The organism is Pseudomonas sp. VS40, from assembly GCF_018587885.1.
Classification (GTDB): Bacteria; Pseudomonadota; Gammaproteobacteria; order Pseudomonadales; family Pseudomonadaceae; genus Aquipseudomonas; species Aquipseudomonas pergaminensis.
The window spans coordinates 785,992-806,226 of sequence record NZ_JAGYWD010000002.1 but is presented as its reverse complement, the minus strand read 5'-3'; the positions used below and the strand labels follow the sequence as shown (position 1 = coordinate 806,226).

Here is a 20,235-nt window from a genome sequence, read left to right as displayed (position 1 = left end):
AGGACTCATAGGAGAGGGCGGATGGACTGTTGCAGCAAGGTATCGATCACCTGATACAGCTCTTTGTAGCGCAGTGGCTTGATGATGTACGCGTCGCAACCGGCGAGCCGGGTTTTTTCGCGGTCTTCTTTCATCGCCATGGCCGTCAGGGCGATGACCGGAATGTACGCGGTGAGTGGGTCGCGCTTGAGCAGGGCGGTGGCGGCCAGGCCGTCCATGCCCGGCAGCTGGATGTCCATCAGGATCAGCGCCGGTTGCTGTTCGCGGGCCAGGGTCAGGCCGGTCTCGGCATCGGGCGCCCACAGTACGCTGTGACCCGCATTCACCAGCAACAGGCGCGCCAAGCGCATGTTGGCTTCATTGTCTTCAACAATCAGGATGTTGGCCATTCGGCCTCCAGGGCGCGGTGCAGCGGCAGCCAGACCACAAACCGCGCGCCCTGGCCTTCGCGGCTGGCCACGGCGACGCTGCCGCCATGCAGGTCGGTCAGGCGCTTGACCATTGCCAGCCCCAGGCCCGTGCCTTCGAATTTGCGTGCCAGGCTGCTGTCGATTTGGCTGAACGCCTTGAACAGCTTGTCCATATCGTCTTCGGCAATGCCGATCCCGGTGTCGCTGACGCTCAGCTCAAGGAATTGTCGATGGGGGCCGGCGGGCAACTCAAAGGTGTACACCGGCCAGTCGCCGGGGATCTGCCCGACCTGTTCGCGGGTTACCTGGCGCACGGTCAGGGTCACTGAGCTGCCGTGCTCGCTGAACTTCACCGCGTTGGCCAGCAGGTTGTAGACGATCTGTTTGGTCTTGCGCAGGTCCAGCGCCAGGCAACCGAGGTCCTCGGGGCTTTCCAGCTTCAATTGGATGCGTTGCAGGGCTGCCTTTTCGCGCACGATCAGCAGGCTGTTGGCCAATAATCCCGCCAGTTCCACCGCTTCCAGCTCCAGCGCCATCATCCCGGCCTCGACCTTGGACAGGTCGAGGATGTCATTGATCAACGACAGCAGGTGCTGGCCACTGGTGAAGATGTCGCCGATGTATTCGCGCTGGGTCTCGCTCATGTCGCCAACCAGGCCGTCCTTGAGCGCCTCGGAAAAACCGATCACCGCATTCAAGGGGGTGCGCAGCTCGTGGGACATGGTCGCGAGGAACTCGGACTTCATGTGGCTGGCGTGCTCCAGCTCCAGGTTCTTATCTTCCAGCGCGCGCTCGAAGCCCTTGCGCTCGGCTTCCTCCTGCTTGCGCGCGGTATTGTCGGTGCCGATCAGCAAGTAGCCGATGATGGTGTCATGCCGGTTGCGCAGGGCGGTCACCGAGACCATCGCCGACAGGCGACTGCCGTCCTTGCGGATGTAGGTCAGCTCGTAGATGTCTTCAATGCCCCGGGAGGCCTTGAATACTAATGCCTCGAAACCCGGCGTGATCGGCGTGTCCAGCTCCAGGCTGAGGGCAGCGGCGCGGGTGATCAGTTCGACAGGGTCGGAGATGTCGGCAGGGGTGATGCGGTTGACCACATCGGCGGCGGCATAGCCGAGCATGCGTTCGGCGCCGACGTTGAAAATCTGGATCACGCCTTTCTCGTCGGTGGCGATGCTGGAGAAGTAGGCGCTGTTGAAAATCGCGTCTTGCAGGGCGCCGGTCTTGAGCAGGGTTTTCTGCCGTTTGAATTCGACGATTTTTTCAGCACGCGACTGCGGTTCGGGTAACGGTGTGTCCATCGCTTGGGCGTTCCGTGACGTTCAGGCCCGCCGTCGTCATGGGGCGAGGGCGCAGAGCATGCTCACAGAAGATCGCTTGGGGGCGATGAGGAGGAGATGAGGTGCTTGGACAATAGCAGAGATTGTGGCGTTTTGATGGCGGGGTGCGGGTTATTTCCCTCCGAACGGATATCTGCGTGCAAATAATCAGGGTTTTCGGAGTTACGCTGGATGAAACGTTTCATCTAGCGATAAATGGTCAACGCAAGCGCTTGCGTAATGAAATGTTTCTACATTAGAGTCGGGCCACGCAATGACAAAAATAATAAAACCAGGAGCTCATTCATGAGCCTTGAACCCTTGCTTGAGATGCAGGGCATCAGCAAAACCTTCAACGGTTTGCGCGTGCTCAAAACTGTCGGCCTGAAAGTCTACCCCGGCGAAATCCACGCCTTGATGGGGGAGAACGGCGCCGGCAAATCGACGTTGATGAAGATCCTCTCCGGCGCCTACCAAGCCGACCCCGGTGGTGAAATCCGCATTGCCGGCCAGCTCATCCCCACCTTCGACCCCGCCACCGCCAAAGCCCTCGGCATTGCCGTGATCTACCAGGAATTGAGCCTGTGCCCAAACCTGAGCGTGGCCGAGAACATCTACCTGGGCCGCGAACTGCGGCGCGGCTGGACCATCGACCGCAAGGGCATGGAAGCCGGTTGCGTCGAAGTGCTGCAGCGCCTGGGTGCGGAGTTCACCCCGGCAACGCGGGTCAGCAGCCTGTCGATCGCTGAGCGCCAACTGGTGGAAATCGCCCGCGCCTTGCATGCCCACGCCAAGATCCTGGTGATGGACGAACCCACCACGCCCTTGTCATCCCGCGAGACCGACCGTTTGTTCGCGTTGATCAAGCAGTTGCGCAGCCAGGGCCTGGCGATCATCTATATCAGCCATCGCATGGCCGAGATCTATGAGTTGTCCGACCGTGTGTCGGTGCTGCGTGACGGCCAATACATCGGCGAACTGACCCGCGAGGCGCTGTCGGCGGAAGTGCTGGTGAAAATGATGGTGGGCCGCGACCTGTCCGGTTTCTACAAGAAGGAACACGCCGCCTATAACCCCGGCAACGTGGTAATGCGCGTGCGCGACATGGCCGATGGCAAGCGCGTACGACACTGCAGTTTCGATTTGCATGCCGGTGAAGTGTTGGGCATTGCCGGGCTGGTCGGGGCAGGGCGCACCGAACTCGCGCGCCTGATCTTTGCCGCCGACCCGCGCACCTCGGGCAGCCTGGAAGTGGTCGGCAAGCACGTCACGCACTTGCGCACGCCGGCAGATGCGATTCGCGCCGGCGTCGTCTACCTCACCGAAGACCGCAAGGCCCAGGGCCTGTTCCTGGACATGAGCGTGGCGGACAACATCAATGTCTGCGCCTGTGTACCGGATGCTTATGCCGGCGGTGTGCTGGATCGCGGGCATGCCGCGCAGCGCGCCACCGACGCGATCAAGTCGCTGTCGATTCGGGTGGCCTCGGGCAAGGTCAATGTGGGTGCCTTGTCCGGTGGCAACCAGCAGAAGGTGCTGTTGGCCCGGCTGCTGGAGGTCAAGCCGCACGTGTTGATCCTCGACGAGCCCACACGCGGCGTCGACATCGGCTCCAAGTCCGAGATCTACCGCATCATCAATCAACTGGCCCAGGCCGGCGTCGGCATCGTGGTGATCTCCAGCGAGCTGCCGGAGATCATCGGCACCTGCGACCGCGTGCTGATCATGCGCGAAGGCCAGTTGGTGGCTGAAGTCGGCGGCGCGTCAGGCCAGGTTATTTCCCAGGAACGCATTATTGACCTCGCCACCGGTGGCGATCAGGTGGTTGCCCATGGCTGAGTTGACTATTGCAACAACAGGTAAGGCTGAACGCGCACGCGAGTTGATGCGCACGGTGGGCATGCTACCGGTGCTGATCCTGCTGCTGGTGGGCTTTGCCCTGGCCAGCGAGAACTTCCTGACGGTGCAAAACCTGTCGATCATCACCCAGCAGGCCTCGGTGAACGTGGTGCTGGCGGCCGGGATGACTTTTGTGATCCTCACGGCGGGTATCGACCTGTCGGTGGGCGCGATCCTCGCGGCCTCGGCCGTGGTCGCGCTGCAGGCCTCGATGTCGCCGCAGTTCGGCATGTTCGGGATTGCTGCCGGTATTGGCTTTGGCTTGCTGCTGGGCTTGGTTAATGGTGGGTTGATCGCTTTCATGCGCCTGCCGCCGTTTATTGTCACCCTCGGCGCGCTGACGGCCATGCGTGGTCTGGCGCGGCTATTGGCGGATGACAAAACCGTATTCAACCCGGACCTGCCGTTTGCCTTTATCGGCAATGACTCGGTACTCGGCGTGCCCTGGCTGGTGATCATTGCCGTGGCGGTGGTGGCGCTCTCGTGGTTCATCCTGCGGCGCACCGTGATGGGCGTGCAGATCTATTCGGTGGGCGGCAACCCGGAAGCGGCGCGACTGTCGGGGATCAAAGTGTGGAAGGTGCTGCTGTTTGTCTACGCCATGTCCGGCGCGCTGGCCGGGTTGGGCGCCGTGATGAGCGCGTCGCGGCTGTTTGCTGCCAATGGCCTGCAACTGGGGCAATCCTATGAGTTGGACGCGATTGCCGCGGTGATCCTTGGCGGCACCAGCTTTACCGGTGGTGTCGGCACCATCGGCGGCACGTTGATTGGTGCGCTGATCATCGCAGTGCTGACCAACGGCCTGGTGCTGTTGGGTGTGTCGGATATTTGGCAATACATCATCAAGGGCATCGTGATCATTGGCGCAGTGGCGCTGGATCGTTATCGCCAGTCCGGTGCGCGGACCTGAGTTCACTCCTACAACAATCACAAGAGAGACCCGCATGAACCTTAAACGCATGTTTCCCGTCATTGCCTTGGCTGCCTTGATGTCCCAAGCCGTCGAAGCCCGTGAGTTGAAGGCCCTCGGCATCAGCATGGGCTCGCTGGGCAACCCGTATTTCGTGACCCTGGCCGACGGCGCCACCGCCCGCGCCAAAGAGTTGAACCCCAGCGTCAAGGTCACCTCGGTGTCGGCCGACTATGACCTGAGCAAGCAGTTTTCGCAGATCGATAACTTCATCTCGTCCAAGGTCGACCTGATCCTGATCAACGCCGTCGACCCGTCTGCGATGGCCTCGGCGATCAAGAAAGCCCGTGACGCCGGCATCGTCGTGGTGGCCGTGGATGTGGACGCCAAGGGCGTGAACGCGACCGTGCAGACCGACAACGTCGAGGCCGGCAAGCTGGCGTGCCAGTACCTGGTAAACAAGCTTTCCGGCAAGGGCAATGTGATCATCCAGAACGGCCCGCAAGTCACCGCCGTGACCGACCGCGTCAAAGGCTGCAAGGCCGCGCTGGCCGCCGCGCCGGATATCAAGGTGCTGTCCGATGACCAGGACGGCAAAGGCTCCCGCGAAGGCGGACTGAACGTGATGCAGGGCTACCTCACGCGCTTCCCGAAAATCGACGGCCTGTTCGCGATCAACGACCCGCAAGCCATCGGCAGCGACCTGGCGGCCAAGCAGCTCAAGCGCAGCGGCATCATCATCACCTCGGTGGACGGCGCACCGGACATCGAGAACGCGCTGAAAACCGACTCGCAGATCCAGGCATCGTCCAGCCAGGACCCGTGGGCCATGGCGCAGACCGCAGTGAATGTGGGCAATGACATTCTCAACGACAAAGCCCCGGCCGAAGCGGTTACCCTGCTTACGCCAAAATTGATTACCCGTGACAACGTTGCGACGTACAGCGGTTGGTCGAGTAAACATTGATCTAGCCAGAGGAACAGCGTCGTGGTCACCATGGATGACGTGGCAAGCAGGGCGGGGGTGTCGACGTCGACGGTGTCCCACGTGTTGAATGGCACCCGCAAGGTCAGCCCGGCCACGGTGCAAGCGGTGCAGCAAGCGATCCAGGCATTGGGCTACATCCCCAACACCCTGGCGCGCTCGCTGGCCCGTTCGAGCACCAGCACGATTGGCGTGGCGATTTCGGCGCTGTCCAACCATTACTTCAGCGAGACGGTGCACGCGATTGAAACCGAGTGCGCCAAGCACGGCTACATGATGCTGTTTGTCGACACCCATGACGACCCGGTGCAGGAGCTGCGGGTGGTCACGGCGCTGCACCATCGGCGGGTGGACGGAATCTTGCTCGCACCGTCCACCGGCTCCAGCGCGCTGGAGTACCTGCGCGCCAACGAGGTGCCCACGGTGCTGGTGGACCGCATGATGAGCGAGCAATTCGATCAGGTCGGGGTGGAGAACACACAGTCCACCCAGGCACTGGTCACGCACCTGATTGAACACGGTCACCGGCGCATCGGCTTTATTGCCGGGCGAGCGGGGCTGGGGACTACCGATGAGCGCGTCGCCGGTTACCGTGCAGCATTAGCGGCGGCGGGCCTGGCGTTTGACCCGCAGTTGCTGGTCAACGGTGGCTCCAGCAGTGAGCCGGCACATGCGGCTACGCGGCAGTTGCTGGCCTTGACGGCGCCGCCCACGGCGATCATGGCGGGCAATAACCTGATGACGCTTGGCGCCATGCATGCCCTGCGCGATGCGCGGATAGACGTGCCGGCGCAGATGGCGCTGGTGGGGTTTGATGATTTTGACTGGGCGGACTTTTTCGTGCCGCGCCTGACCTTGATCGCGCAGCCGGTCCAGGCCCTTGGCGCCCAGGCCGTGAACCTGCTGTTGCAGCGCATGGCCTTGCCCGGCGCGCCGACCCACAGCGTGCGCCTGGCGCCGAGCCTGCAAGTGCGTAATTCATGTGGCTGTATTGGATTGGAATGACCCACGTATGAGCAACCCCGTATCCCTCGGCATCGACCTCGGCACCTCGGAACTCAAGGCCATCCTCATGGACCTCGACGGTACGGTGTTGGCCCATGCCGGCGTGCGCCTGAATGTATCGCGGCGCCACAGCGGCTGGTCCGAGCAGGCACCGCAAGACTGGTGGCAGGCGTGCGTGCAGGCGCTGGCCGAATTGCGCGGACACGAGGCGTTTACCCGCGTGGCCTGTATTGGCCTGTCCGGGCAGATGCACGGCGCAGTATTGTTGGACGCGGATAACCGCGTGTTATACCCGGCCATACTGTGGGACGACTCCCGTGCCATCGCCGAGGCCGAGCAGTTGGGCGCAGGCTTTGCCGACGTCACCGGCAGCCTGCCCATGGCCGGCCTGACCGCGCCGAAGCTGCTATGGCTGCAACAGCATGAGCCAGAGGTGTTCAAGGCCATCGATTGCGTGCTGTCGCCCAAGGACTACCTGCGGTTGTGCCTGAGTGGCGAGCGCATCAGTGAGATGTCCGATGCAGCCGGCACCTTGTGGCTGGATGTGGCCCGGCGTGAATGGTTCGCCCCCCTGTTGCGCGCCACGGGCCTCTCGCCCGCACAGATGCCCCGGCTGGTCGAAGGCGGCGCCGCAAGTGCCGTGCTGACGGCGCAGGGGTTAGGCTTGTCGCCCTCGGTGGTCATCGCTGGCGGCGGTGGCGATAACCCGGTGGCGGCGGTCGGTATCGGTGCGATCAATGCGGGGGATGGATTTATCACCCTTGGCACCAGCGCGGCCATTGTGGCCATCACCGACCACGCTGCCGGCAACCCGGCGAGCGCGGTGCACAGCTTCTGCCATGCCTTGCCTAACCGCTGGTACACCATGGGCGCCATGCTGGCCGGCGCCAGTTGCCTACGCTGGGTCACGCGGCTGACAGGCACCCTGGACGAGCAGACATTGCTGGACCAGGTGCAGACGCAATTACCGATCGAACAGACCGTGCCGCTCAGTACACCCTTGTTCCTACCGTACCTGGCCGGTGAACGCACACCCCATAACGACCCGCTGCTGCGCGGTGGCTTCATGGGCCTGGGCCACGACTGCACACCCGCGATGCTCGGTTATGCCGTCATGGAAGGCGTGGGGTTCGGCCTGCTGGACGCATTGCGCGCCGTGCAATCGGCCGGCGCCGACGTGGGCGCGTGCGCTCTCGTGGGCGGTGGTGCCCGCAGCGGGTATTGGGCGCAGTTGCTGGCGAATATCCTGCAACGCGAAATCTTCACCCTGCACGGCAGTGAACTGAGCGCCTGCATTGGCGCCGCGAAGCTCGGGTTTTTAGCGATTGACCAAGGAGAGGCGCTGGTGCAAACGGGTATGCCAGTGAAGGCGCGATACGTGCCGGACGCCAGGCAGCAAGCCGTGTTGGAAGCGCGCTACCGCAAATTCCAAGGGCTGCTGGCCGCGGCCAAGGCACTGCACGACTGAGCGCTGTAGCTGCCCGCAATAACCAAAGTTCTCCACAACGAAACCACGATGCGAAGCGAGCTGATCTTGATGTTGCTCTTGATCTTGATCTGCTTTTGATGTGCTTTTGATCTAAAGCGCCCCATCAAACACGCTGGCCGGAATCTGACAGGGATTTGGGGGGTAAACCGGCAGGGATGCCGGTTTAGCCGCCCCGCGCCATGGATGGCGCGTGGCGGCGGCCCCCCAAATACCTGTCGGATTACGGGCACACCGAGCCTAGGCGAGGTGCCGAGTGTGGGGCAAGAGCCTTTTGCTTACTTTTGGGCTTTTCAAAAGTGAGCCGCTGTAAGAGCGGAACCATAAGCAGCCGTTACCCAAATAACGGATATGTACACCGCACCACCGCCTTCGCAGGCAAGCCAGCTCCCACATTTTGGATTGCGGGGGTGACAGTTAGATTGTGGCGGCTGTCAGGCCGCTTTCGCAGGCAAGCCAGCTCCCACATTTTTGGATCGCGGGGGTGACAGTTAGATTGTGGCGCCTGTCAGGTCGCCAGCGGGCGTAAGTCCAACACCCTACCCAGAACTATGCAGACACCAGTCCACCCAAGACAGTCAACAGCGTCGTATTGCCCTTGAGCACCTGGCCATGCTCAAAACAAATCCACCCCTCATTGAACCCATCCACCATGCGCATACGTGGCATCGGGTTCTGCGCACCTTGCGAACGCAGCAGGGTTTCCCAGCTATCACGCGCGACCACCTCGGCGCGAACGTCGCGGCCCAGCAATTGCGCCAGGGTAAACGCGATATCGTTCGGGCTCACCCATTGGCCCTCAAGCTCCACCACACGGTGACCGGCCCAATCCTGTTGCAATAACTGCGCAGCCACCGTGCCGATATCCGCCGTGGCGACCATTGGCACAGCCTTGTCCAGCGGTTGCAGGAAGCTGTGGATCACCCCGTTTTCACGGGCGGTTGTCACGTCGTACAGCGCGTTCTCCATGAACCAGGCCGGGCGCAGGAAGGTCACGGGGATGTCGAGGGCGCCCAGGGCTTGCTCCATCAAGGTCCGCTGGGTCAGCAGGTTGAGCGGCTCGGCCTGGGCACCGATGGTCGACAGGCACAGCACCTTCTGCGGCGCGGCGGCCTGCAGGGCCTGGGTGACCGCACTGATCACAGCGCGGGCTTCGGGAAAGCCGGGCTGCGGGTCGAAGCCGGGTGGCGGCAGGATGAACACCCCGGTCGCACCCTTGAACGCGGCGGTCAGCGCCTGGGCGTCTTCCATGTGGGCGAATACCACTTCGCAACCCTGGTCAGCCCAGTAGGCCGCCTTGCTCGCATCGCGCACCACGGCGCGAACGGGCTGGCCTGCCTTGATCAGATTGTGCGCCAGGGCGCCGCCGACTTTGCCTGTGATTCCGGTAATGACATACATGAGCTGCTCACCTGTTGGTCCAAAGAGTGGAGCCAGGATAAAGACCGCCCAGTGGTGACAGAATACCTATTCAGGCATTGCGCTGATGACTCGGAATCACGAATCCCCCAGGGGCGGCAAGCGCCGTTTCACCGGGGTTTTCTTGACGATGGCCGTGTTGGTTTCGGCATAGGCGTTCAGCTTATCGAGCAGGCTGTCCAGGTGATCCATGGTGCGCACATGCAGGCGCGCGATAAAGCAGTCGTCACCGGTGACCTTGTCGCACTCAGTGAATTCCGGGATCGCCTGGATCTGCCGCTCCACCTCATGCAATTTGCCGGGCAGTGGGCGGATGCGCACGATGGCCTGGAGCAGATAGCCGAAATGCTTGGGGTCGATGTCGACGGTGTAATGGGTCAACACGCCGCGCTCTTCAAGGCGGCGCAGGCGTTCGCCGACACTGGGTGAGGACAGCCCGGTAATCCCGGCCAAGGCCTTCAGGGACAGGCGCGAGTCGTCCATCAAAGCCGCGATCAGTTGCTGGTCGATGGTGTCAATCATGTTGTTCACCTAATAAGTAAAGGCAACCCTGGCCTTTGGCCTTTTTTAGTCGCTGGAGCCAGTCCCAAGCAGATTGCCATAATTGAGCCTCACTTGAGGAGCCTCATACATGGACACATCCATCCGTCGCGGGTCGTGGGAAATGATCGCCGCCATGCTGATCTCGGGCACCATTGGCTGGTTTGTACTGGTGTCAGGCGTGTCGGTGATCGAAGTGGTGTTCTGGCGCTGCGTGATCGGCGGGCTGACGCTGTTGCTGGTCTGCGCGTTGCTCGGTTACCTGCGCCTGGACCTGCTCAATTGGGCCAAGCTGGGCCTGGCGATGCTCAGTGGCGTGGCGATTGTCGGCAACTGGTTGCTGCTGTTCGAATCCTATTCGCGCGCATCTATTGCTATCAGCACGGCGGTGTACAACGTGCAGCCGTTCATGCTGGTGATGCTGGCGGCGGTGTTCCTGGGTGAAAAGATCACCGTGCAGAAACTGGCGTGGCTGAGCGTGGCGTTCCTGGGAATGTTGGCGATTGTGACTGCCCACGGCGATCAACAGACCGGCGACGATTACCTCACAGGCATCGCGTTGGCGTTGGGCGCAGCCTTCCTGTATGCGATTGCGGCGCTGATCATCAAGCGTCTGAAAGCAGTGCCGCCACATTTGATGGCGTTGATCCAGGTGACCACCGGCGCACTGTTACTGGCGCCGCTGGTGCCGTGGAATAGCCTGCCGGTTACGACCAATGCCTGGGCGGCACTGGTGACGCTCGGCGTGGTGCATACCGGCCTGATGTATGTCTTGCTGTACGGCGCGATCCAGAAGTTGCCGACAGCCCTGACCGGCGCGCTGTCGTTTATCTACCCGATTGCGGCGATCTTCGTCGATTGGATCGCCTTCGGGCATCGCCTGGGCTGGCTGCAATGGCTGGGGGTGGTGGCGATCCTGCTGGCGGCCGCCGGGTTGCAGCGGGGCTGGTGGTGGCCCCGCTCCCAGCGTGTCAGTGCGTACCCTGGAAAATGATGTTTTCCGGGTTGAAATGCTCCACCACGCTGCCCGGCTGCGGCAGGCCGAGGATATGCCCCTTGATTTTGCCCACCACGTGCATCTCGCAGGGTTTGCAGTCGAACTTCAGGGTCAGCACTTCATCGCCGTGGATCAACTGCATCGGCGCGACCTTGGTCTTCACGCCCGTGACCCCCTTGGCCTGTTTAGGGCACAGGTTGAACGAGAAGCGCAGGCAGTGCTTGGTGATCATCACCGGGACTTCGCCGGTTTCTTCGTGGGCTTCGAAGGCAGCGTCGATCAGCTTCACCCCGTGACGGTGGTAGAAGTCGCGGGCTTTCTGGTTGTAGACGTTGGCCAGGAACGACAGGTGCGCGTCCGGGTACACCGGCGGCGGCGAAGTCTCGGCCTTGCGGCCACCGCGTGGGTGAGCGGCGACGCGGGCAGCGGTCAGCGCCTCGATCACTTCGCGGCGCAGGGCCTTGAGCTGTGAGTTGGGGATGAAGAACGCCTGTGGCGCATCCAGCTGGATATTGGTCGCGTGGTACTCGGTGGTACCCAGTTGGCCGAGCAGGTCGCGCAGGGTGTCCAGCGCCTGTTCCGGCTTGTTGGCCACGCCGAACGGGCCGGGCAGGGTGATGCTGGCGCTGATGCCTTCTTCGCTGGTGGCGGTGACGTGCAACTGCTCTTCGCGCAGACGTGCGGTCCAGGTCAGGCCGATACGGCGCTCGGATGAGGTCTTGAGCAGCGCCTGTTGCCAGTTGTGGTCCAGGTTACGGTTCAGCGGGTGGTTCGGGCGCAGTTGATGCAAGCCCGCCGGCATTTCATTCGGCTCGACGCGGTAGCGGTAGCGCTTCTCGCCGTCTTCCTCGAACTCGCCTTTAGGCTCGGCGATATTGGCGCGGAAACCCACCACTTCACGCTTGACCAGCACGTTGAGGCCATCGCCGTTGGACAGCGGCTCATGGGTGACCACCTGCAGGTCGCGCTTGCCGGCTTTTTCCACCACACCCACCGGCAGGCCGGTGAAGGTCGGGGTGTCGAAGGCGCCGATGTCGACCTTGCGGTCAGTCACGAAATAATCGGTGCTGCCACGGTGGAAGGTCTTTTCCGGGTCGGGCAGGAAGAAGTGCGCGGTGCGCCCGCTGGAAGCGCGGGCCAGGTCCGGGCGGTCTTCAAGGATCTCGTCGAGGCGCTGGCGGTAATAGGCGGTGATGTTCTTCACATAGCCCATGTCCTTGTAGCGGCCTTCGATCTTGAACGAGCGCACCCCGGCTTCGACCAGCGCGCGAATGTTGGCGCTCTGGTTGTTGTCTTTCATCGACAGCAGGTGCTTTTCAAAGGCCACGACGCGACCTTGATCGTCTTTGAGCGTGTACGGCAGGCGGCAGGCCTGGGAGCAGTCGCCACGGTTGGCGCTGCGGCCGTTCTGCGCGTGGGAGATGTTGCACTGCCCCGAGAACGCCACGCACAGGGCGCCGTGGATGAAGAATTCGATGGCGGCATCGGTTTCGTCGGCGATGGCACGGATCTCTTGCAGGTTCAGCTCACGGGCCAATACCAACTGCGAGAAACCGGCCTGGTCGAGAAACTTGGCGCGGCCCAGGGTACGAATGTCGGTCTGGGTGCTGGCGTGCAGCTCGATGGGCGGGATATCCAGTTCCATCACGCCCAGGTCCTGCACGATCAACGCGTCGACGCCGGCGTCGTAGAGCTGATGGATCAGCTTGCGCGCGGGTTCCAGTTCGTTGTCATGCAAGATGGTGTTGATCGTGGTGAACACGCGCGCGTGGTAACGGCGGGCGAATTCCACCAGTTGAGCGATGTCGCTCACATCGTTGCAGGCGTTATGGCGCGCGCCGAAGCTCGGGCCGCCGATGTACACGGCGTCGGCGCCATGCAGGATAGCCTCGCGCGCGATGGCGACATCGCGGGCAGGGCTGAGCAATTCCAGGTGATGCTTGGGCAAGGACATAGTTTTTTTAGTCAGGCTTGTCACGGTTGAGGCGCGCATTGTAGCTGTGAAATGCCTGACCGGCACCCACTCAGGCCTGAGCGGCCATCGCGGTGACTTCCACGCGCATACCATCGACCGCCAACGCCGCCACGCCAACTGCCGCGCGCACGGGCCAGGGCTTGGCGAAGAAGCGTTTGTAGACCTCGTTAAAGGCAGCGCGGTCGGCCATGTCGGTCAGATAAATGGTCAGGTGCATCACCCGGTCCATGGAGCTGCCGGCCTTTTCCAGGGCGACTTTCAGGGCTTGCAGGGTGCATTCGCTTTGCAGGGTGATGTCGCCCAGTTCCAGGCTGCCATCGGCGCGGGTCGGAATCTGGGTGGACACCAGGATGCCGTTGAAGCCGATCACGTCCGAAGAGATCGAGTCGGCATCGGGGTCCGGGGTGTAGTGCAGGTCGTGGTTGGCCATGGGCGCCTCTCGTTGGCAGGTTCAGAAAGGCGCCCATGGTCCCCGAAAAATACCGCAGGGGCAAACTACGCCCAGCGGCGGAACAGCACGCTGGCATTCACGCCGCCAAAGCCGAAGCCGTTGGACAGCGCGTATTCAATGGGCATCGGCCGGGCTGCGCCGCGCAGCAGGTCCAGGCCATCCGCAAGCGCGTCGGGGACTTCCAGGTTGAGGGTGACCGGGGCGACCTGATCGCGCAGGGCGAGTACGGTGAAGATGGCTTCGATACCGCCCGCAGCGCCCAACAGGTGACCGGTGGCGGATTTGGTCGAGCTGATCGCCGGGCTGCCGTTAGCGCCAAATACCGTCCTGATCGCCGCCAGTTCGCCTTTATCGCCCACTGGTGTGGAAGTAGCGTGAGCGTTCAAGTACTGCACCTGGTCGGCATCGATACCGGCCTGACGCAAAGCCTGCAGCATCGCGCGGCGTGCGCCGTCGCCGTCTTCCGGGCCGGCGGTCATGTGATAGGCGTCGGCGCTGGTGCCGTAACCCACCAATTCGGCAATCGGCTGTGCGCCGCGCGCCAGGGCGTGCTCCAGGTCTTCGATCACCAGGATGCCGGCGCCTTCGCCCATGACAAACCCGTCACGTGCCTGGTCGAATGGCCGCGAAGCCTGTGCCGGGCGGTCATTGAAGTCACTGGACAACGCCCGCGCCGCCGCAAACCCGGCCAGGCTGACGCGATGGATCGCCGCTTCGGCGCCCCCACACACCGCCACATCGACTTCACCGGCCCGAATCATCCGTGCCGCGTCACCAATCGCCTGCACGCCTGCCGCACACGCGGTCACCGGCGCGCCCAGCGGCCCCTTCAAACCGTAGTTGATCGACACATGCCCGGCGGCCATGTTGCTCAGGAAGGAGGGGATGGTGAACGGTGACAACCGCCGCGGGCCCTTGCTGTCGGTGGTGCGCACCGCATCGGCAATTGCCGGGAAGCCGCCGACGCCCGAGGCGATGATGGTGGCGGTGCGTTCCTGCGCTTCGGCGGTAACGGGTGCCCAGCCGGCCTGTTTCAAGGCTTCATCTGCCGCCGCCAGGGCGAACAGGATGAAGCGGTCCATCTTGCGCTGCTCCTTGGCCGCCAACAGCCGGTCGGGGTCGAACCCGGCTTGCGGATCCTGTTGCACGCTTTGCACCTGGCCGCCGATGCTCACGGCCAGGTCTCCGATCAGTTCTTCCGGCAGGCGACGAATGCCCGACTGCCCGGCCAGCAGGCGTTGCCAGGTTGACTCCACGTCAGCGCCGAGCGGCGTCAGCGCGCCCATGCCTGTCACAACGATGCGTTTACTCATGATCAATCGACTCCGGTTGCGTTGAGGGAACAGACCCTATGGACGTCACTATCATAATGAAAGTAACATGGCATCACGTAAATAGGCACCGGCCCAAGGAAACGCCCATGCAACGCAAGTCCCTCACCCGCGACGAATGCCCCATCGCCCGCAGCCTCGACCGGGTAGGGGAGTGGTGGAGCATCCTGATCATGCGCGACGCGCTGCAGGGCCTGCGCCGCTTCGATGAGTTTTCCCGCAGCCTGGGCATCGCGCCCAATATGCTCACACGCCGCCTGAACGCGTTGGTGGAGGCCGGCATGCTGGAGCGCCAGGCCTACAGTGAGCGGCCACCGCGCTATGAATATGTGCCGACGGCAAAGGGCGAGGATTTCCGCATGGTGCTGATGTCGCTGGTGGCCTGGGGCAACCGGCATTACGCCGAGGAGGGCACCAGTGTGGAGTTGGTAGAGCGTGCGACAGGCACGCCCGTGCAGCCGATGTTGGCGCGTGCCGACGGCCAGCAAGTACCGCTTGATCAGTGCGTGTTGCAGGCCGGCCCGGCGGCGAGTGCCGGCATGCGCGAACGCCTGGCGTTGCTTGATGCAAAGCGCTGATCACGCAAGTATTTGACGCCAGAAAATAATCCTGAGAGTGCGCGTAAAGTCGCGTATTTCCCAGCCGATAGCGAGGTGAGACACAGGGTTCTCCGCACGGCTGAGGGTACGTCCATGTTCAACACAGCACTCAAGACAGCACTGTCGGCCAGGACGGCCGAAGTCACCGAGTACAAAGGACTGATCGCCGCACTCGAACGCTCCATGGCCGTGGTCGAATTCGACCTGAACGGCAAGGTATTGCGGGCCAACGACAACTTCCTCAAGACCCTGGGTTACAACGCCAGTCAATTGGCCGGTAAATCCCACCGCGATTTTTGCCCGCCGGCGCTGACCGGCAGCCCGGCCTACAGCCAGTTCTGGAGTGATTTGAAGGCCGGCAAGTTTGTGTCCGGCACCTTCAAGCGCGTAGACAGCAACGGCAATACGATCTGGCTGGAGGCCAGTTACAACCCGGTGCTGGATGAGCGCGGCCAGGTATTGAAGGTGGTCAAATACGCGCTGGACGTGACCAGCAAGGTCGAGCAGGAGGCCGCCACCCGCAGCAAACTCACGGCCGTGGACCGGGCGATGGCGGTGATTGAGTTCGATTTGAGCGGCCAGGTACTCGACGCCAACGCGAACTTCCTCAACGTGATGGGCTACAGCCTGGCGGAAATCAAAGGCAAACAGCACCGCCTGTTTTGCGAGCCGGCGCTGATCAACAGCCATGAATACGCCGACTTCTGGCGGCGTTTGAACAACGGCGAGTTCTTCACGGGCCAATTCAAGCGCCTGGGCAAGCATGGGCATGTGGTGTGGCTGGAGGCGAGTTACAACCCGGTGTATGACGGCGACGGCAAGCTGGTCAAGATCGTCAAATTCGCCAGCGACATCACCGAGCGCGTGGAAAAGTTCGAAGAGGACTCCCGTGGTGCGTCGCGGGCCTACCATATCTCCTCCGAAACCGAGCGTTTTGCCGAACATGGCACCCAGGTGATCCAGGAAACTGCCAGCGAAATGCGCCGCATCGCCGACAACATCGGCGCTTCTGCACGGCTGGTGGGGCAACTGGGCGATCGTTCCGAGCAGATCACCGCCATCGTCAACACCATTCGCGGGATCGCCGACCAGACCAACCTGTTGGCGCTCAATGCGGCGATCGAGGCAGCGCGCGCGGGGGATCAAGGGCGGGGCTTTGCGGTGGTGGCCGATGAGGTCCGGCAACTGGCCGGGCGCACCAGCCGCTCGACGGCGGAAATTGCCGAGATGATCGGCATGATCCTCTCGGAAACCCGTGACGCGGTGACCAGCATGAACGCCACCCAGGAAGGCGCGCAACGCGGCGTCAGCCTGGCTGATCAGGCCGGTTCGGTGATCCTGCAGATTCGCACCAGCACCAGTGACGCGGTGGAGGCAGTGAGCATGTTTGCGTCGAAGCTGGATGAGTCGGAAGTCATTCCCAAGACCGCAGTGGGTTGGGTGGGCTGATGTAGCCCAGTGGTGAGGGAGCTTGCCCCCTCACCACAAAGGCCACTTACAGCAGGGTAAAGGGATAGTCGACGATCAACCGCAGCTCATTGAGATCACCATCGCGCTGGTCGGCGTTTGAGGCCACGATCGCATCACGCAGGCGCAACGACAGGTTTTTCGCCGGACCGCTCTGGATCACGTACTTGGCTTCCACATCCGTCTCGTGGTGGGCGCCATCGGCACCGTAGTCACCTACGTAGGCGCTTTGGTCCGGTGTGTGGGTGCCATTGATGTCGGAACCGTTGATGTAGCGCGCCATGAAACTCAGCCCCGGCACGCCATAACTGGCCACGTTGAGGTCATAACGGATACCCCACGACTGCTCGCCCGGGCCGTTGAAGTCGCCCCATTGCACCGAGTTGGCCAGGTACACCGAATCACCGCCTTCGCCCGCACCGTTGTTGCCAGTGCCGATGTAGTCGAACGGCGTGTCGCCATGCACTTTCTGGAACGACAGCGTCAGCGTGTGCGCCTGCAGGAACGAGTAGGCTGCCGCCACCGAGTAGGTGGTGTTGTTGATTGCCCCGGCCTTGGCGCTGCCCGTGTCGAGGGTGCGGTACAGGTTGCCGTCCAGCGCCAGGGACTGGTCATGCGCCAGCGCAATCACGTAGTTGAGGTTGGTGTAGTACTGGCGCCAGATGTCTTCCAGCTCGCCGGCATACAGCGTGGCGCTCAGGGACGGGGTAAAGGTGTATTTGCCGCCGACAAAGCTTGCGCTGTTGGCGGCGATGTTGGCGTAGGTCGCATAGATATCGTGGTCATGGTTGCTGGTCATGCCGCTGTTGGTGCTGGTGAAGTGCCCGGCTTCCAGGTCCAGGCCGGCGATTTCGCTGCTGGTCAGGTCGAAACCGGTGGCGGTCTGCGGCAACAGGCGCGTGCCACCGGTGGCGAAGACGGGCGCGGTGGGCTGCATGTCACCGAATTTGAGTTGGGTCTTGGACACTTTGATTTTCACGGCGGCGCCGACCGAGCCGTAGGCGTCTTCGGGATCGCCGTGCCGGTCGGTCGGCAGGTTGCCGGTGCCCGCGTATTCATGGGTGGCATCCAGTTTCAGCCCGCCGTAGGCATAGGCATCCACCCCGAAACCAATGGTGCCTTGGGTAAAGCCCGAGGCGTAGTTGAGCATTGCGCCTTGGGTCCAGTCGCGGTTGTCAGCCCGACCGCCTTCACGGTTGCGGTTCATGTAGTAGTTGCGCAGCAGCCCGGTGATGCTGCTGCCCTCGATAAACCCCTTGGCATCTGCCTGGTCGCTGACGGACTCTGCAAAGGCCATTTGGCTGATACCGGCACACACCGCCAGTGCTAACAGGCTCGACTGTTTAATCATGTTGTGACTTCCCCGGAATAATGAACGCGCGCACAGAAACACCGCACTTATTGGATGGTGCATAACGTGGTATGGGCAGATGTTTGCAGGTGAGCTGTTACGGTTTTTTATTGTGTTCGGCATGGTTGCCGAGGTTGATTCTAAGCCCAGTCTGCGCGGCCTGTAGCGGTCTTCCGGATGAAACTCGATTAATTAAACTTCACGGTATTTAACCTGCCGCGGGTGTAGCGTTGGGCCTGTCTTAGCCGCTCTGCTTCGACAAAATCCTTTGGTTGCCGCCGCAGACTCTGCGGCGGATTTTTTTGCGTGGGCAGTATTTTCAGTGGGCGGCTTAGTTGAACTCACTTATGCTGCGCAACACTGTTGGCTTAACCCGTCGAGACGCTGCATGAGCCTGAAATCCACCCACTTGCCGGCGCTGATCGCGTTCGAATGTGTGGCCCGTCATCTGAATTTCGCGCGGGCGGCAGCCGAGATGGAGGTCACGCCGACGGCCATGTCCAAGACCATCAAGCAGCTTGAAGCGCAATTGGGTGTGCGCCTGTTCAACCGCACCACCCGCAGCGTGGCGCTGACCGAGTCCGGCAGCCAGCTGCTCGACACCCTGGCACCGGCACTGGAGCAGATTCGCTTCTCGGTGCAGCAAGTGCACGACACCGCCAGCCGCCCTTACGGCGCGTTGAAGATCAACAGTTCCTACGTGGCCTATGCCTCGCTGATCGAGCCGCATGTGGCGGCATTCCTGACGCAGTACCCGGATATCACCTTGGATATCGCCCTCGATAATGGCTTGAGCGACATCATTGGCGAAGGTTTCGATGCCGGCATTCGCCTGGGCCAGGCCTTGCAGCGCGACATGATCGCCGTGCCGCTGGGCACGTCGCAGCCGATGGTGGCCGTGGCGGCGCCCGCGTACCTGGCGTGCTCGGCACCGCTGGACACACCCGAAGACCTGCTGGCCCACGACTGCATCCACCAGCGCCTGAGCAGCCGCGGGCCGTACATGGATTGGACGTTTCGCATCGGCAAGGCCACTGTCGCGATCGAGGTGAAGGGGCGCCTGGTGCTGGATGAAATGCGCACCACCTTGTCGGCTGCGCGCCTGGGTTGCGGCGTGGCCCTGGTGTTCCGCCCGTTTGCCCAGGCGGATATCGCCAGCGGTGCACTGGTGGCGTTGCTGGAACATTACGCGGCGCCCGCCGAGACCTTCCACCTGTATTACGCCAACCGTGCGCAAATGCCCGGAAAGCTCCGGGCATTTATCGACTTCTTCCAGACCCGTAACCGTCAGGCCACCGAGTAGCCGCCATCTGCCAGCAAGGCATGGCCGGACACGTAGCTGGCATCTTCCGACCCTAGGAACGCCACCACCGTCGCCATCTCTTCGGCCGTGCCAAACCGGCTGGCCGGGGTGCTGGCGGCGAAAGCGTGCTGGGCATCCACCGACGGCCAGATCCCGCGATGGTGGAACGGCGTCTCGATCAGGCCCGGGCACAGCGCGTTGACCCGCACGCCCCGCTTGAACCATTCGATGGACGCGGTCTTGGTCATACCGACAATGGCGTGCTTGGTGCCGATATACAGCGCGGCATTCTCGAAACCGATCACGCCGCCCATGGACGCGTTATTGATGATGCTGCCAAAACCCTGTTCGAGCATGACCTTGGCTTGGTACTTCATGCAGTTGAAAACCCCGCGCACATTCGGCTCGAACACCAGGTCGAAGCGTGCATTGTCCTGTTCGACCAGCGGCGCGAACACGCCTTCGGTGCCGGCATTGTTGAAGGCGATGTCCAGCTTGCCATAGGTGTCCACGGCAAATTTGACCATGGCGATGATGTCGGCTTCGCGGGTCACGTCGACGACGATGGAGGACGCGGTGCCGCCATTGGCAGTGATCTCGGCAACCACGTCGTCCAGCTCGCTCTGCCGGCGGGCAGCAGCCACGATCTTCGCGCCGCGCTGGGCCAGGACGACAGCGGCCGCGCGACCAATGCCGGAACTGGCGCCGGTGATCAGCGCGACTTTGCCTTCGAGTTGACGGGAGTTGGAAAGGGTCATGGGAAGCTCCGTTTGTGTGCTGCGCAAGGC

General features: G+C 62.4%; 18 protein-coding genes and 1 pseudogene. 10 read left to right on the top strand and 9 right to left on the bottom strand.

All coding sequences use genetic code 11. The features are described from left to right. Positions 1-5 precede the first annotated feature (5 nt). Complete coding sequence (locus KHP07_RS08735; protein WP_099492036.1) at positions 6-389, bottom strand: response regulator; 384 nt, start codon at positions 387-389, stop codon at positions 6-8. Further along, positions 374-1,711, bottom strand: coding sequence for a sensor histidine kinase (locus tag KHP07_RS08730; RefSeq protein WP_214497029.1), 1,338 nt, complete (start codon positions 1,709-1,711; stop codon positions 374-376). The genes KHP07_RS08735 and KHP07_RS08730 overlap by 16 nt, the downstream gene beginning before the upstream one ends. 324 nt (positions 1,712-2,035) lie before the next feature. Between KHP07_RS08730 and KHP07_RS08725 the strand changes: the two genes are divergently transcribed. From KHP07_RS08725 to xylB, 5 genes are read left to right on the top strand one after another with little or no spacing between them, the layout of a single operon-like run. Further along, positions 2,036-3,568 carry a sugar ABC transporter ATP-binding protein gene (locus tag KHP07_RS08725; protein ID WP_078048450.1) on the top strand — a complete coding sequence of 511 codons (1,533 nt, stop codon included), beginning with the start codon at positions 2,036-2,038 and terminating at the stop codon, positions 3,566-3,568. Then, positions 3,561-4,538 (top strand): ABC transporter permease subunit, encoded by a 978-nt coding sequence (locus KHP07_RS08720; RefSeq protein ID WP_095016223.1) that lies wholly within the window; start codon positions 3,561-3,563, stop codon positions 4,536-4,538. Before KHP07_RS08725 ends, KHP07_RS08720 begins: the two co-directional genes overlap by 8 nt. Positions 4,539-4,572: 34 nt before the next feature. Then, complete coding sequence (locus tag KHP07_RS08715; RefSeq protein ID WP_214497028.1) at positions 4,573-5,505, top strand: ABC transporter substrate-binding protein; 933 nt, start codon at positions 4,573-4,575, stop codon at positions 5,503-5,505. A 21-nt stretch (positions 5,506-5,526) separates the two neighbouring features. Further along, positions 5,527-6,528: a LacI family DNA-binding transcriptional regulator gene (locus KHP07_RS08710; RefSeq protein ID WP_078048453.1), complete on the top strand. Its 1,002-nt coding sequence runs from the start codon at positions 5,527-5,529 to the stop codon at positions 6,526-6,528. Between the two features lie 7 nt (positions 6,529-6,535). Continuing rightward, positions 6,536-7,996, top strand: a complete 1,461-nt coding sequence (xylB, locus tag KHP07_RS08705; protein ID WP_214497027.1) for a xylulokinase — start codon at positions 6,536-6,538, stop codon at positions 7,994-7,996. A 567-nt stretch (positions 7,997-8,563) separates the two neighbouring features. Here the strand turns inward: xylB and KHP07_RS08700 are convergent. Together KHP07_RS08700 and KHP07_RS08695 are read right to left on the bottom strand one after the other, a co-directional pair. Next, entirely contained in the window at positions 8,564-9,415 is an 852-nt protein-coding gene (locus KHP07_RS08700; protein ID WP_214497026.1) for an NmrA family NAD(P)-binding protein, read from the bottom strand. A 96-nt stretch (positions 9,416-9,511) separates the two neighbouring features. Further along, positions 9,512-9,955 carry an Lrp/AsnC family transcriptional regulator gene (locus tag KHP07_RS08695; protein ID WP_078048456.1) on the bottom strand — a complete coding sequence of 148 codons (444 nt, stop codon included), beginning with the start codon at positions 9,953-9,955 and terminating at the stop codon, positions 9,512-9,514. Positions 9,956-10,064: 109 nt separating this feature from the next. On the opposite strand from KHP07_RS08695, the gene KHP07_RS08690 reads away from it, so the two are divergent. Further along, positions 10,065-10,967, top strand: coding sequence for a DMT family transporter (locus KHP07_RS08690; protein ID WP_214497025.1), 903 nt, complete (start codon positions 10,065-10,067; stop codon positions 10,965-10,967). Here KHP07_RS08690 and KHP07_RS08685 read toward each other — a convergent pair. The 3 genes from KHP07_RS08685 to fabF all read right to left on the bottom strand — a co-directional run bounded on the left by KHP07_RS08685 (position 10,945) and on the right by fabF (position 14,709). Beyond that, entirely contained in the window at positions 10,945-12,924 is a 1,980-nt protein-coding gene (locus KHP07_RS08685) for a peptidase U32 family protein (RefSeq protein WP_214497024.1), read from the bottom strand. The genes KHP07_RS08690 and KHP07_RS08685 overlap by 23 nt on opposite strands. Positions 12,925-12,994: 70 nt before the next feature. Further along, on the bottom strand, positions 12,995-13,375 hold the full coding sequence (locus KHP07_RS08680) for a RidA family protein (RefSeq protein ID WP_028616142.1): 381 nt from the start codon (positions 13,373-13,375) through the stop codon (positions 12,995-12,997). 65 nt (positions 13,376-13,440) lie between these two features. Next, positions 13,441-14,709: a beta-ketoacyl-ACP synthase II gene (fabF, locus tag KHP07_RS08675; protein ID WP_100490661.1), complete on the bottom strand. Its 1,269-nt coding sequence runs from the start codon at positions 14,707-14,709 to the stop codon at positions 13,441-13,443. Between the two features lie 107 nt (positions 14,710-14,816). Here fabF and KHP07_RS08670 point away from each other — a divergent pair, with 107 nt between their 5' ends. The 3 genes and pseudogenes from KHP07_RS08670 to KHP07_RS29875 all read left to right on the top strand — a co-directional run bounded on the left by KHP07_RS08670 (position 14,817) and on the right by KHP07_RS29875 (position 16,775). Further along, positions 14,817-15,305 (top strand): winged helix-turn-helix transcriptional regulator, encoded by a 489-nt coding sequence (locus KHP07_RS08670; protein WP_099492046.1) that lies wholly within the window; start codon positions 14,817-14,819, stop codon positions 15,303-15,305. Between the two features lie 114 nt (positions 15,306-15,419). Beyond that, positions 15,420-16,187, top strand: a pseudogene (locus tag KHP07_RS29880) (PAS domain-containing protein); the annotation flags it as partial. A 3-nt stretch (positions 16,188-16,190) separates the two neighbouring features. After that, positions 16,191-16,775, top strand: coding sequence for a methyl-accepting chemotaxis protein (locus tag KHP07_RS29875; protein WP_370737450.1), 585 nt, complete (start codon positions 16,191-16,193; stop codon positions 16,773-16,775). A 46-nt stretch (positions 16,776-16,821) separates the two neighbouring features. On the opposite strand, the gene KHP07_RS08660 is transcribed toward KHP07_RS29875, so the two are convergent. After that, entirely contained in the window at positions 16,822-18,144 is a 1,323-nt protein-coding gene (locus KHP07_RS08660; RefSeq protein ID WP_214497022.1) for an OprD family porin, read from the bottom strand. Between the two features lie 388 nt (positions 18,145-18,532). Between KHP07_RS08660 and KHP07_RS08655 the strand changes: the two genes are divergently transcribed. Next, positions 18,533-19,447: a LysR family transcriptional regulator gene (locus KHP07_RS08655; RefSeq protein WP_214497021.1), complete on the top strand. Its 915-nt coding sequence runs from the start codon at positions 18,533-18,535 to the stop codon at positions 19,445-19,447. On the opposite strand, the gene KHP07_RS08650 is transcribed toward KHP07_RS08655, so the two are convergent. Further along, positions 19,432-20,205, bottom strand: coding sequence for an SDR family NAD(P)-dependent oxidoreductase (locus KHP07_RS08650; RefSeq protein ID WP_099492050.1), 774 nt, complete (start codon positions 20,203-20,205; stop codon positions 19,432-19,434). The two genes, KHP07_RS08655 and KHP07_RS08650, sit on opposite strands and share 16 nt — an antisense overlap. Positions 20,206-20,235 lie beyond the last annotated feature (30 nt).